This is a genomic window from Bacillus sp. BML-BC051 (assembly GCF_019656175.1).
In the GTDB taxonomy this organism is placed as follows: domain Bacteria; phylum Bacillota; class Bacilli; order Bacillales; family Bacillaceae_G; genus Bacillus_A; species Bacillus_A mobilis.
The window spans coordinates 16,277-30,429 of record NZ_BPLI01000029.1 but is presented as its reverse complement, the minus strand read 5'-3'; the positions used below and the strand labels follow the sequence as shown (position 1 = coordinate 30,429).

Genomic DNA, 14,153 nt, shown 5'->3' with positions numbered 1-14,153 from the left:
TGCTCCTTTTTTATTTGTTTTCAGATGAATTCAAATTACATTTCGGCAATGTAATTGTCAAAGATGTACCTTTATTAATAACGCTTCGGATTTTTAAACTACCTTGCATCGTTTCAATGATCTTAACAGCAACCATGGTACCTAAACCTGTACCTTTCGTTTTTGTACTAAAATATGGTTCGCCAAATCGATTTATTTGCTCTTGTGACATACCACTGCCGCTGTCCTCAATTCGTATGATAACTTTATTATTACTAATAGATGAAGAGATATTTAAAGTACCACCATTAGGCATTGCTTCAATACCATTTTTTATTAAGTTTAAAAAGCATTGTTGAAAATGCTGTTTATTACCAACAATAGTCGCCGTAGAGAAATCTTTTGTAATATGTATTGTATTCATATTACATAATGGTAAGATCATATTAATAACTCGATTTAACTCTTGTTCTACTGAAATATGATCTAATTTTTCTGAAGCCGGTTTGGCAAACGTTAAATAATCATCAATAATTCCTTGGGCGTGATGTAACTCTTCAAGTATATGTTCAATATACTCGTCTCTTGATTCTGGAGTTAAATTTGGTGTTTTTAAAAGTTGAGTAAATCCTTTTACGACGGTTAAGGGGTTTCTTACCTCGTGCGATATACTAGCAGCGAGTTGGCTAACTATCTCCATTTTTTCCATTTTAATTAACTTCGATCGCATACCTACTGCATCTTTTAAAACTTCATTAAAATAAATGACAAACAACATCAAAAAAGTTGGTAATAGTATGAAATAAATAATGTATAAATTATTCACTTCAAAATCCGATAAAGTTAATACAATTACAGTTGTAAATATTGCTAGAAAAAATGTTAAAAACATTCCATAAGCTACTTTAACTTTTCTATTATACTTATTAAATTTTGCGGATGCGAACGCTGTAATGATAAACATTGTGCCATAAACTAGTATTGTTAACATACTAAATCCATAAAATGAAAATCTTGTAATTAATAAAATAGCAAACAATATTATACCGACAGGGAAGCCACCATAAAGCGTACCTATTATAACTGGTATTTGTCTTAAATCATGAATACAATTTTCATCCATATAGATCGGATAGCGCATACATAAAATAAGAGGGATACTCGTACAAAGTATAATAAGTAGTTTTTTATATTTCTTTAAATAGCGCCCGCTATCATATATAAAATAAAAAATAAATATACTAATTAGAATGTAAAGAAGATTATTTAATACGTTTTGATTAATATATACAAAGTTCATAGTATGTGCCTCGTTATTTTGAATTTCCATTTCAAATCTATTATACATGATTATAGTAGAAACTTTTTGCGTGTAATAATATAAGTTTATATCTTTTTAGCATTAGCCACGTTTAGCCACTCTTTATAAAATGTTTCAACCGAAGCATATCGTTCAAGTCGGTTGTCATTTACAGCACGAAACGCTATTTCATATAACTCTTTACTTGCTTCCCATTTTGTAAAGGAGCGATCTTTTCCACCGCCTAAGAGCGCAAAAGCCATTGCCCCCATATTAAACACATTTGTTCTCTCGTCAATTATAGCGTTTAACTCAAATTCCTCTGGCGACATAAAACGCGAAGATCCCCATAGTCTTCCCATAGTATTTATATATGGTTTCTCATTGTATAAATCTATATCACAAATCTTCGTCTCATTTGTATGAAAATTATATAAGATACTACCGTCATAAAAATCTATTGCTACATAGTTTTTCTTTTCGACAAATGTATGGAAAGAAAAAATAGAATTTAAGGATTGAATTCGTTCCATAATTGATAAATGTTTAAATTTGTAAAATGGAGAGCTTGGATTAGTATATTTTTCAGGAGGCGGAAAACTCCAGTGTGAATGAAGACATTCACCATCAAACCAATCAAAAATTAATACATACCCAGAGTGAACTGGAAAATGTTCAATTAGTTTTATAAGCGAATCGTGCTGTAATTCCTCATATAGTGGAACTGAATTTTTTAATTTTTCAATAGCGTCTTTCATTGTTCCTTCATATGCAAGTGTTTGTGCCCCTGCATATTTAATAAATTTCTTACGCCCATCTTTTTCTACACCAAAAGATAGATTGCCTGAATCTTGCTGGTCAAAAACAGCAAATACGTTTCCTAATTTCAATAGCCAATCAAAATTATGATGTTCTTTTAACTGGAATGTAACTTGATTCAACTGAATTTCAACTGGATTATCTTTCATAATATACCTCGCATTTATTATAATTAAGTTGTATATTTCAGTATTCGACATATTTTGTGAAAATCCTATGTTAATCACATGGAATTTTATAAATATAATAATAAATAATTATAAGAAGAGGGATAAAATGGAACAACAAATCGTTATTAAACCATATCAAAAAGACTGGCATGAAGAGTATGTAATAGAAAAAGAGAAATTTATTTCTTTATTCGGAGGAGATTGTATCGCTATTGAACATATAGGAAGTACATCCATAGAGGGATTAGGAGCGAAACCTCTAATAGATATGATGATTGGCGTAACTGATTTGCAAATTACCGAAAAGTGGATTGAAGCGCTATTAAAAATCGGCTATGAATATGTTCCAAAAGAAACACCTAATTGGCGTTTTTTTAGAAAGGGAAAATGGAGAGCTGGTACCCATCATTTACATGTTTATATATATAATAGTGAAGAGTGGAAGAATAACATTTTATTTCGTGATTTTCTTATGGAACATAAATGGGCACAGATTGAATATACAGAATTAAAAGAGAAACTTGCAGCTACATATCCGTTTGATCGTGCTTCATATACAAGTGCAAAAGCGCCATTTATTCTAAATATATTAGAGCTGGCCAAAACTTAAAAATCTCCTGCCTTTCCTGCATTATTTATAGGGAGGGATTTTTTCTTTTGTCACAACGATATACATTATTTCTAATTATTGGAGGCAAATTCTTTTATTTATTTTGATATATCTAGTACATTGAAAATATTAAGGGGGAATGAAGTAATGAAAGCTATTGTACATCAATATAAAAAAGGGGTAGAAGGATTAGAATATAGATTGTCATCTGAAATAAATCCTAATGCTGGTGAAGTAAAGGTAAAGTTAAAAGCTGCAGGATTAAATCATAGGGATTTATTCATTATAAACAATAGAAAAGAAATGGATCTGCCGTTAGTAATAGGTTCAGATGGTTCAGGAATTGTTACAGAAATCGGAGAAGGCGTTTCAAATCATTTATTAAATAGCGAGGTTATTATAAATCCTAGCATTGGATGGGATAATATTGCCAAAGTACCTGAGTTACCAGAAGTGTTAGGTGGACCAAAAGATGGAACGTTTGCTGAATATGTTATTGTGCCAGCTGAAAATGTAGTGGCAAAACCGTCATATCTTTCTTGGGAAGAGTCTGGGGTTCTATCTTTATCGGCACTAACTGCATATAGAGCACTTTTTACAAAGGGTAGATTAAAGTGCGATGAACATGTTTTAATTCCGGGGATAGGCGGTGGTGTAGCGACATTTGCCATGATATTTGCAAAAGCAATTGGTGCAAAAGTAAGTGTTACTTCAAGGGTAGAGAGTAAAAGAAAGTTTGCCAAAAAATATGGCGCAGACTTTTCTTTTAATAGTTTTGGAAATTGGGAAGAGAGTTTACGCGGGGAGAAAGTAGATTTAATAATTGATAGTATAGGTCCAGCAACATTCTTAAAATACTTTGATGTATTAAAACCAAATGGGAGAATTGTTAATTTTGGTGCAAGCTCAGGAGATAAAATTGAATTACCATTACGAGCATTATTTTATAATCAAATCGATATAATGGGAACATCTATGGGTAGCCGTGAGGAATTTCATGAAATGGTTAAGTTTATAGAGAGACATAAAATTAAACCAATTGTTGATAAAGTATATTCGTTAGAAGAAGCCATTCAGGCGTTAAATCGTATGGAACAGGGAGAACAATTTGGTAATATCGCACTTCGTATGTAATAAAAATATGATTTCGCAACTAGTATATTTAAATAACTATGTTATATATTCTACACATAAAAAGCATATGATTCGTATTGTTTGAAAGGTTTTCAGCTTTATACATAATTAGCCGTTATAATTAGTCTTACTATTGTCAAATGAGTACTAGTAAAATGAGAATTAGATGAGAAAAGTTTAAGCCCATTTTCATATTGATGTTGTATACTGTGTAAATCAAGAACGCTTTTATGTAAGGAGAGAGTATTATGAATTACACAGTATTTCAATGGTTTAATAATTTTGCTGGATTGTCTAAACTATTAGATACGCTAATGATTGCTATTACAAATAGTGCTGTATATGTAGCAATTTTGTTTATGTTTATCTTATGGTTTAATAATGGAAAGAAAGTCAATGCCATAAAAAAACAATACACAGTGTTATATACGACACTTTCAGTCATTATCGCATTACTAGTAAATGTTGTGATACATGCGGTATATTACCATCCACGTCCGTTTGTATCACATGATGTACATCAATTAGTGCCACATGCAGCAGACTCATCATTTGTTAGTGATCATTCTGTACTTGTATTTTCCATTGCATTTGTATTTTTACTTAGAGGAGAAAAACTAAAATACGTCGCTCTTATGTGGGCAGTATTAGTTGGTGTATCACGTATGTACGTAGGTGTTCATTATCCTCTAGATATACTTGGTGCTGCTTTCTTAACATTTATTACGAGCAGCTTAGTAATGCAAAGTACACGTATGTGTGAACCGATCGCGAGATTTGTATTCAAAATGTACGCATTGGTAGCAAAACGAATTCCTTTTTTAGCGAAATATAATCATATAGCTTGATTTTTATAAGTAACTATTTGTAAGTTTGTTTAAAAGTTCGCCTTTGGAAATCCAGAGGCGAACTTTTTTCTTGTGCACAAGAAAAGGACATATGCATTAAAAGATTGGTGAAAGAACAACTGAGTTAGCACCTATTAAATTTGTAGTCTATTATAAGTTAACTATTACATGACGGAATATTCTTAAATTTCACGCACCGTACTGTAAATAGAAAAATAAAATAAAAGCAGAAACAATAGCTACATTCAGGACGATTTAAAGGAATTAAAAGGAAAAGTTCGAAACATATAGTATTGAAAGCAAAAACTACATAATTTATAGCACACTATCGCAGTAATGAATTGTGAAAGAAAGGGGATAAATATGCATAAACTTCAAACGAATAAAGGCGCGCGGTATTTTATGGTTGCTTTTATTGTTTTGTTTCTCATTATGCTTTTGCGTTTTTTCTATATTCAGGCAGTAGGAGTCTTGCATAATGTCAATGTAAAGGATCTAGCAAATGAACAACATAATAAAAATGGTGTTTTGGAAGCGAATCGTGGCACAATATATGATCAAGCTGGAAAAGTGTTAGTCCAAGATTCCACAACGTATCGTGTTGTTGTGAATTTAAAAGGAACAAATAAAGTGAAAAATAAAGATGAAACCGCAGACCGATTAGCTGATGCGCTTGAAATTGATAAAGAGGACGTATTAAAAAATTTTCATGAGGGACGCACGCAAGTTGAGATTGGAAAAGTTGGGCGGAATTTATCTAGAGAAGTAAAAGAAAGAATTGGAAAATTAAAAATTCCAGGGGTATCTTTTATGTCAGAAAAAGCAAGAGTATATCCAAATGAAGATTTTGCATCCTATATACTTGGTTTTGCGAGACCTGACGATAAAGGAAATACAGAAGGGAAATTTGGACTTGAAAAGGGCCTGGATAAATATTTGCGCTCGACAAACGGAAATATAGAATATGTGGGAGCACCAAGAGGGATTCCGCTTACAAATGATATAGGGAAAATAGAACCAGCTAAAAATGGGAATAACGTATATCTTACGCTCGATAAACAAATTAATAGTTTTTTAGAAGAAGCGATGAATAAGGCGCAAGAGCACTATGATCCTTCTATGTTAGTAGGAATTATAGCGGATCCAAAGACAGGGAAAGTTTTAGCAATGTCTAGTAAACCTAGTTTTAATCCTAATAAAGGTGATATCGAATATTTTTTAAATGATCCAATAGCAAATGCATATGAACCAGGTTCAACAATGAAAATATTTACGTTAGCTGCCGCAATTAATGAAGGTGTATATAACGGGAAAGAATATTTCCAATCCGGAAAATATTCAGTTGGTTCATCTGATATTAAAGATCATAACGGTGGATTTGGATGGGGATCTATTACGTTTGATGAAGGTTTTGAAAGATCATCTAACGTAGCATTTTCTATTTTAGAAGATCAGCTATTGAAACCAAATAAGTTTAAGCAATATATGAATAAATTTGGATTCAATCAAAAGACCGGGATAGATTTACCTGGTGAAAGTAAAAATACTTTATTATTAGATACACAAATTCAACAAGTCACAACTTCTTTTGGACAAGGCTCTACAGTAACGCCTATTCAATTAATCCAAGCTGCTACCGCTATAGCAAATGACGGGAAAATGATGCAACCATATATCGTTGACAAAGTTGTAAATCCAATAAATAAACAAGTTATTATGGAAAATCAACCGAAAGAAATTGGAAATCCAATAAAAAAAGAGACAGCGGACAAAGTAAGAGACTTAATGGAGCGTGTTATTACGTCTTCAAAAGGTACTGGTACAATGTATAAAGTGGATGGTTATCCAATAGGAGGTAAAACAGGAACAGCGCAAATTCCGAATCCTGAAAATGGACGATATATGGAGGGGAAAGAAAACTATATTTTTTCATTTTTAGGTATGGCTCCGATTGATGACCCAGAGTTAATTGTATACTTAGCTATTAAGCAGCCAAAGTTAAAGGGAGACGAGTATGGAGCTCAGCCGCTCGCTGAAATATTTAAACCAGTTATGAAAAATAGCCTTGAATATTTAAAAGTGAAACCATATACAGAAAAACAAATGGCAGATGCAACGAAGCGTTCTGAATTAAAAGTACAAAATTATGTAAATCAATCAATGGATACAGTAGAGAATAGTATAAAAAAAGAGAAACTTCAACCGATAGTTTTAGGAGAAGGAAAAATAAAAAAACAATATCCGCAAGCTGGTGAAATAATGAGTGAAGGAGATCGTATATTTTTATTAGGTGCCAATGCAAAAATGCCTAATTTACAAGGTTGGTCCATGCGTGATATTATGTATTTCTCTAAACTATTAAAATTAGAATTAAAGACTACAGGTACGGGCTATGTAACGAGTCAAAGCATTGAAAAGGGACAACATATACAAGAAGGCGATGCATTAGAAATAAACTTAGAACCACCTTTACAACCGTTAGTAGAGGCGAATACAAATTAATTCGGATAAAGTGTAGGGTCTATATACTATAGGCTCTTTATTTTATAGGTTTAAGTAATTTCACGCACCGTAATTTTTAGAAAAAATAATAAATAAAAGAATTAAAAGAAATACGCTATTAAATTTCTGATTATTTTTTATTTACAGTTAAATATTTCTGTGATAATATGGAAAAAATCAAATGCAGTGAAGAGAAGAGTAAATAAAATGAATTTTTCACAGAGAGCTCCATTTAGCTGAAAAGGAGCAAAAATTCTTTATTGAACCAAGCCTCTGAGCAGCGCATCGGAACCTTTTATTAGGGGGTGGTGTGACGGGAGCTCCCGTTATAGAGCTATGGTATAAGCATGATTTACAATGCAGTACCTAATAAGGTTAATATGGCGACATATTAACAAACTAGGGTGGCACCGCGATGATAAATCTCGTCCCTAAGGCTAAAAGTCTTGGGGGTGGGATTTTTTTATTGTTTCAATACAATTTGAAAAGCGGGGGCCTAAAATGAAAAACTTAATTAAAGATTGGAAATATCCTTTATTATTACTGTCCGGAGTTGGTATTGCGAATTTAGGGGCATGGATTTACTTAATAGCATTGAATGTACTTGTCTATAATATGGGAGGATCAGCCTTAGCTGTTGCTACTTTATATGTAATTAAACCATTAGCCGCTTTATTTACAAACGCATGGTCAGGAAGTATGATTGATCGTTTAAATAAACGGAAGTTAATGATTCACCTCGATATATATCGTGCGGTATTTATCGCTTTTTTACCTCTACTTCCATCACTTTGGATTGTTTATGTATTCGTATTCTTTATCAGTATGGCCAGTGCAATTTATGAGCCAACTGCTATGACGTATATGACGAAATTAATTCCAGTTGAGCAAAGACAACGTTTCAACGCATTACGTAGTTTAATAGGATCTGGTGCATCTTTAATTGGTCCAGCAATAGCGGGACTATTGTTAATAGCAAGTACACCAGAGTTTGCTATACATATAAATGCTATAGCATTTCTCCTATCAGGAGTAATTACATTACTGTTACCTAATCTTGATAAAAAATCCGATATTACTACATCAAATGATAAGTTATCTTTAGCTGTACTAAAAAAAGATTGGAACATCGTTTTAAATTTCAGTAAAAAATCTTTATATATCGTTTTTGTGTACTTCTTATTTCAAGGAATGATGGTTTTAACTGCCGCAAATGATTCACTTGAATTGTCATTTGCGAAAGAAGTTTTATTGTTAACAGATAGTGAATATGGCTTTTTAGTTAGTATCGCTGGAGCCGGGTTTATTTTAGGAGCAATAACAAATACAATTTTATCCAAAAAAATAGCGCCTTCATTTTTAATTGGAATAGGATCATTATTTATTGCAATCGGTTATTTAATTTATGCTTTTTCAAATGAATTTTTAATAGCTGCTATTGGATTCTTTATTTTATCTTTCTCTATGGCGTATGCAAACACAGGATTTTATACCTTTTATCAAAATAATGTCCCTGTCCATATCATGGGACGGATTGGGAGTATATATGGGCTTGTGATTGCGGGCATCACCATTTTAATTACGATTTTGTTCGGAGTTGCAACTCAATTTATTTCTATACAACTTGTGGTTATTGTAGGCTCATTGGTAATGCTGCTTATAACTATCATATTGTGTGTATTTACTTTATTGCCCTCACATTCTAAAGTGCATTCCTCTGAGTCAATCAATTCAAAATAGTAATCTTGGTTTTGATTTACGGTATTCAATAGGAGGGTTTACCCTCCTATATATGGAAATATAAGAAGGGTGAACAATATTGATAAACGAGGGTGGTTTTTGTAATGAAAACAAAAGATCAAATAGACAGCATTGTAAAAGAAATGCATCAGCATATAGATTTCTCTGGGATAATTTTAGTAAAAGAAGAAAAAGGCTTAGTCTATGAAGAGGCGTTTGGTTACGCAAATCGCAATGAATGTATAAATAATACGCTACAAACAAGGTTCGGAATGGCCTCCGGTTGTAAAATATTCACTGCTATCGGTATCTGTCAACTTGTTGAAAGAGGTGTAATTACGTTTCAAACAAAGTTAAAAGAGTGTTTAAGGATTAAATTTCCAAACTTTAATGAAGATATTACAATACATCACCTTTTGACGCATAGTTCGGGTGTTCCAGATTATTTTGATGAAAGTATTATGGATAACTTCGAAGATCTATGGAAACAAACACCTATGTATCTTTTAAAAAGTTTAAAAGACTTCTTACCATTATTCCAAAACAGAAATATGATGTTTGCACCTGGAAGCAAGTTTCACTACAATAATGCAGGTTTTATCATACTCGGATTAATAATCGAAGAACAGACAGGACTTAAATTTACGGAGTATATAGAAAAAAACATATTTAAGCCCATTGGTATGAATGATTCTGGCTATTTTTCTTTAGATACATTACCAAGGCAGACAGCTCTCGGATATATAAAAGATAAAACTAACCAAAATTGGAGAACAAACATCTACTCTATACCAATAATAGGAGGATCTGATGGTGGAGCTTTTATTACTGCGCCAGACATGCTGAAGTTCTGGGAAGCATTGTTTAACTATGAAATCGTAAGCCGAGAATATACAAAGATACTTTTAACCCCGCATATACAAGTAAATAATAATCAGTCTTACGGCTATGGAATATGGATTGAAACAAGAGAAAACAAGATATTCAAATATCATGTAATGGGATATGATCCAGGAGTCAGTTTTCGCTCGGCCGTATATCCAGACTTAGGAATTACATTAGTTATTCCATCAAATAAAGGAGCAGGACCCGAAAAATTAATGACAGAAATAGAAGGAACTTTTTAATTATATGGATATAGAAATTAGAGCGTATAAAAAATCGGATGAAACAGGATGGCTTCGTTGTCGTGTGTTATCTTTTCTAGATACAGCATATTACGATAACGTTTTTAGAGAGAAAGAAAAATATGAAAATCCTGCTATTGAATTAGTAGCTCTATATGAAAATCAAATTGTGGGTTTAATAGATATCGAATATGAATTAGAAGAACGTGCAGTTTGTTCAAGAGGAACTGGTCTTGGCGGCATGATTTGGCATATTGCAGTTCATCCGGATTTTCGTAGAATGAAAATTGGTGATCGACTATTAAATGAAGCGGAAAAACTAGCGAAAGAACTTAACCTCAATCGATTGGAAGCATGGACTAGGGACAACCTATGGGTACATGGATGGTATGAAAAGAACGGATTTGTAAACGTAGATTCATATTTACATGTATATTCCGATCATACAGACGAGATAAAAGGTGTAATGAAAAGTAATATTGATCAGTTATATCCAATTCAAACATTTGCTCATTATACAGGTGAAAATAAAGAAGAGATAAGAAAACAATTTAAACGAGTTCACGATTGTTTTTGTTTTGAAAAGTATTTTAACTAGAAAGCATTTATTTTATAAATAAATGTTTTCTAGAATGAAATATAATTCTATACAAGTGAATTTCATAACATTATATTTATATATACAGATTTATAAAATATTACTATGAAGGGATGTGTTAACAGTTTGTATATGATCAATGGTAGTGTGTTTATCATAGTAGGAGTTATCTGTTATTTGATTGTACGAAGTATTTTTATTGGAATGAAAAGTAAAAAAGGTGTGCATTGGTGGAAAGAACTAATTAGTTTTCTATTCGTAATATATATTGGTATGGTTGTTGCAATAACTTTATTTCCTATACCAATTGGTTTTTCAACGGGCATCGAGAATATAAGACTTTCAATCAATATTATCCCCTTTGCTTCAATTATTAAAGATATTGGTAAAATAGGAATTACTTATGATGGTGATGTTCTATTTATGATTGGTCTCATCGTAAGAAATGTAGGTGGAAATATTTTATTATTAATGCCTTTAGGATTTTTAGCACCAATTATATGGGATAAATTCAAAAAAATTAAAAACACTATTTTATTAGGTTTAGCTATATCAATTAGTATTGAATTATTACAACTAATAGAGTCTTTATTTAGTAGTTGGATACGCATTACTGATATTGATGATGTAATCTGTAACGTTATAGGTTCTATTGTTGGATATTTTATTTATAAAATCACTTTAATGCTAGCTAGTAAATTTAATATTCAAGTATTAAATAAGACTAATTCTAAATGTGTAGAATCTATTGATAATTGACAGTTCATACGGGTTAATAGATATGTTTATTTTTATTAATAATGCTTACGATTATTACATTATGTACCGTAATAAATAGACGAGAGTATAACCCAAAAATATATAATGAATTAACAAAAAAATTGTAAATACATTCATCCTTTGTTTATCAATGCTGTGAACGGTAATACTAAATAACATTGAACTTTTACAACAAGGGATGATAATATGATATTCATTTACACAGATTTCGGTGGAACACATTCAACTGCACTTGCTGCAGCTTATCATTTAAATAAATTACCTACTGATCGTAAGTTAACGAAAGAAGAAATATTAAATGTAGATTACTTTAATAAATTGAAAACAGAAGATATGGGGAAAATCATTTTTCATGGAATAGACGAAAATGGTAATCCAGTTTATACAATTGGATGCGGCGCATCAAAAATCGTTGTACCTGCGATGAAGCATTTAGGAGAGATTCTGCAAAAACATTATCAAAGTCATGAGAAGATTATTTTTTCTAATACATCACCAACAGTTCCTTTACCTATGACTTTTGGGGGGCTTTTTTCTAGAAGATTCCACATCGATTTTATCGGTGTACCGTTACTCGTATGGGGAGCAAAACTTAGCTGTGATAACGTACAAAGACTGGTTAGTTATACGAAGGAAGCCGGCCGATTGACGAATGATTATGTTGTAATTTTAGATAATGAAACGTTTAAATAACGCATGATAAGAAGAAAATTGGGCAAATACTTCGATTTTCTTCTTTTTTTCGTGAAAATGACAAAAAAATTTCACATTTAATATGCATCTACTATAGCCAAAACAATAAAGTCCTGTTAGTATTACAGGGATATTCTCTTTTCGTAACATAAATATATAGAAAAGTCAGAAAAGAGGAATTGAATTAAGGGAGGAACAACATGAAGCGTGTTGCTTGGATTACTGATAGTACAACTGCGAGTTTTACAACAGAAGGAGATAACTTTGTTATCCCAATTGAAGTTATTATTGATGGTGTGTCGTACAAAGATTGTGAAGAAGGTGTGCGTGAGCGCGTCTATAATGCGTTGAACGAAGGTAAAACTGTCACTACATCACAACCTAGCATAGGGGAAATGGTAGAGTTATTTTCGAAATGCAAAGAAGAATATGAAGAGGGATTTGCAGTTGCTATTAGCGGAAAAGTAAGTGGAACTTATCAAAACATGAAGTTAGCTGCAGACATGGCAGGTTTCCCATTAACGGTATTGGATAGTGAAACAACAAGTTATCCAATGGATGAACTAATTAGAAAAGCGAAATCGTTATACAATGATGGTATGACGTTACAAGATATACACAAAACATTAGTAGATGAAAAAAGAAGACCTTTCCACGTATTCCCGAAAAGTTTAAAAGGCCTTTACGCAAGTGGACGTGTAAAGGGAGTTCAATTTTTACTTGGAAGTTTATTAAGTGTCAACTTAATATTAGAAGTAAAAGGTGGAGAGCTTTTACTTGAAAAGAAAGTTCGCAAAATCCAAAAATGTCGAGAATACATTAAAAATGAGCTTGAAAAAGAATTACCAAAAGTACTACATATGTTCCATGCTAACGATAAAGATGGAGCTGAAGAATGGATTTCGGATATTAGACAAGCATTCCCTGAAATGGACTTTAAACTATATCCATTACCAATTTCATTTGCGGTTCATGCAGGTGAAGGTACAATAGCAATTAGTTATTAAGAGGAAAACCCGTGAATGATTCGCGGGTTTTTTATTTAGTTAAATTGAAATTGGAGACATATTACGTCGCCATCAAGCAAAAAGTCTCATTTTATCGTTTTTAGGAGCAACCAATCCCTCAACTTGATTTGAAATTAAAAATATAAACCTTTGCCTACTGGCTGAACAGTTTCTAGTACAGTATCGACCATTGTTTCATTGATTAGGGTTCTTATAATCCAAGCTGAGAGATCTTGAGCAGCGAAACAACCTGCAGCAGTGGAGATACTTCCTTCGTTTACGAAACTTTGTTCAATAACATCTACATCAAATTCTTTAAGCTGTTCTACTACGGACGGATATGTAGTGGCTTTTTTACCTGTTAGCAATTTTTTAGCTCCCAGTAGTAATGAACCAGAACACATAGATCCTATTAATTGTCTTTGGGGGTCTACATGAATGCTATTAATATATTCTTGGTTTTTATATAAATCTTGTACACCCTTACCGCTTGCGAATATTACTGCGTCAGCAGTAGGAATATCAGATATGCTTCCTGTCATGGGAATACGTAAGCCAGACATGGATATATGAGTTTTTTCCGTTCCTAATAGTTGAACGTTCCAATCAGAAATACCGCCAACTAAACGTACACGATTTAATAAATCCCATGGTAGAAATACATCTATATCAGTAAAGTTATCAAAACAGACTATTGCAATTTTCATTTTCTAATCCCTCATTCCGTATGTATGTCCCCTAATATAGAATATAAACTGCTCCTTTTTATGTTCTATATTAAGTTGTAAATTCCTGTATATTCTATGCGATGGAAATTTAATTAAATAAAAGGATTATACACCTATA

General features: G+C 32.2%; 13 protein-coding genes and 1 other annotated feature. Of the genes, 10 read left to right on the top strand and 3 right to left on the bottom strand.

Going from position 1 to position 14,153, the window contains the following annotated elements:
- Positions 1-10: 10 nt before the first annotated feature.
- Together K5S59_RS14000 and K5S59_RS13995 are read right to left on the bottom strand one after the other, a co-directional pair.
- Positions 11-1,279, bottom strand: a complete 1,269-nt coding sequence (locus K5S59_RS14000; RefSeq protein ID WP_001012271.1) for a LytS/YhcK type 5TM receptor domain-containing protein — start codon at positions 1,277-1,279, stop codon at positions 11-13.
- An 86-nt stretch (positions 1,280-1,365) separates the two neighbouring features.
- On the bottom strand, positions 1,366-2,247 hold the full coding sequence (locus K5S59_RS13995) for a protein kinase family protein (RefSeq protein WP_000654520.1): 882 nt from the start codon (positions 2,245-2,247) through the stop codon (positions 1,366-1,368).
- Between the two features lie 127 nt (positions 2,248-2,374).
- Here K5S59_RS13995 and K5S59_RS13990 point away from each other — a divergent pair, with 127 nt between their 5' ends.
- The 10 genes from K5S59_RS13990 to K5S59_RS13945 all read left to right on the top strand — a co-directional run bounded on the left by K5S59_RS13990 (position 2,375) and on the right by K5S59_RS13945 (position 13,307).
- A complete protein-coding gene (locus K5S59_RS13990) occupies positions 2,375-2,878 on the top strand; it encodes a GrpB family protein (RefSeq protein WP_000437693.1) in 504 nt (167 codons plus the stop codon).
- 147 nt (positions 2,879-3,025) lie between these two features.
- Positions 3,026-4,012 (top strand): zinc-binding dehydrogenase, encoded by a 987-nt coding sequence (locus K5S59_RS13985; RefSeq protein WP_000644544.1) that lies wholly within the window; start codon positions 3,026-3,028, stop codon positions 4,010-4,012.
- Between the two features lie 248 nt (positions 4,013-4,260).
- Entirely contained in the window at positions 4,261-4,860 is a 600-nt protein-coding gene (locus K5S59_RS13980; RefSeq protein ID WP_001110135.1) for an undecaprenyl-diphosphatase, read from the top strand.
- A gap of 363 nt (positions 4,861-5,223) precedes the next feature.
- Positions 5,224-7,362, top strand: coding sequence for a penicillin-binding protein (locus K5S59_RS13975; protein WP_000549363.1), 2,139 nt, complete (start codon positions 5,224-5,226; stop codon positions 7,360-7,362).
- A gap of 177 nt (positions 7,363-7,539) precedes the next feature.
- Positions 7,540-7,798, top strand: a binding site (T-box leader).
- Between the two features lie 65 nt (positions 7,799-7,863).
- The gene (locus tag K5S59_RS13970) at positions 7,864-9,102 is read left to right on the top strand and encodes an MFS transporter (protein ID WP_098259201.1); all 1,239 of its coding nucleotides are present in this window, start codon (positions 7,864-7,866) and stop codon (positions 9,100-9,102) included.
- A 104-nt stretch (positions 9,103-9,206) separates the two neighbouring features.
- Positions 9,207-10,229 carry a serine hydrolase domain-containing protein gene (locus tag K5S59_RS13965; RefSeq protein ID WP_098259202.1) on the top strand — a complete coding sequence of 341 codons (1,023 nt, stop codon included), beginning with the start codon at positions 9,207-9,209 and terminating at the stop codon, positions 10,227-10,229.
- Positions 10,230-10,233: 4 nt separating this feature from the next.
- The gene (locus K5S59_RS13960; RefSeq protein ID WP_120450258.1) at positions 10,234-10,827 is read left to right on the top strand and encodes a GNAT family N-acetyltransferase; all 594 of its coding nucleotides are present in this window, start codon (positions 10,234-10,236) and stop codon (positions 10,825-10,827) included.
- A 105-nt stretch (positions 10,828-10,932) separates the two neighbouring features.
- A complete protein-coding gene (locus tag K5S59_RS13955; protein ID WP_174718027.1) occupies positions 10,933-11,586 on the top strand; it encodes a VanZ family protein in 654 nt (217 codons plus the stop codon).
- A 207-nt stretch (positions 11,587-11,793) separates the two neighbouring features.
- A complete protein-coding gene (locus tag K5S59_RS13950; RefSeq protein WP_097844882.1) occupies positions 11,794-12,300 on the top strand; it encodes a DUF3189 family protein in 507 nt (168 codons plus the stop codon).
- 200 nt (positions 12,301-12,500) lie between these two features.
- Positions 12,501-13,307: a DegV family protein gene (locus tag K5S59_RS13945; RefSeq protein ID WP_000831955.1), complete on the top strand. Its 807-nt coding sequence runs from the start codon at positions 12,501-12,503 to the stop codon at positions 13,305-13,307.
- 134 nt (positions 13,308-13,441) lie between these two features.
- On the opposite strand, the gene K5S59_RS13940 is transcribed toward K5S59_RS13945, so the two are convergent.
- Positions 13,442-14,014, bottom strand: a complete 573-nt coding sequence (locus K5S59_RS13940) for a DJ-1/PfpI family protein (protein ID WP_000684446.1) — start codon at positions 14,012-14,014, stop codon at positions 13,442-13,444.
- Positions 14,015-14,153: the final 139 nt, after the last annotated feature.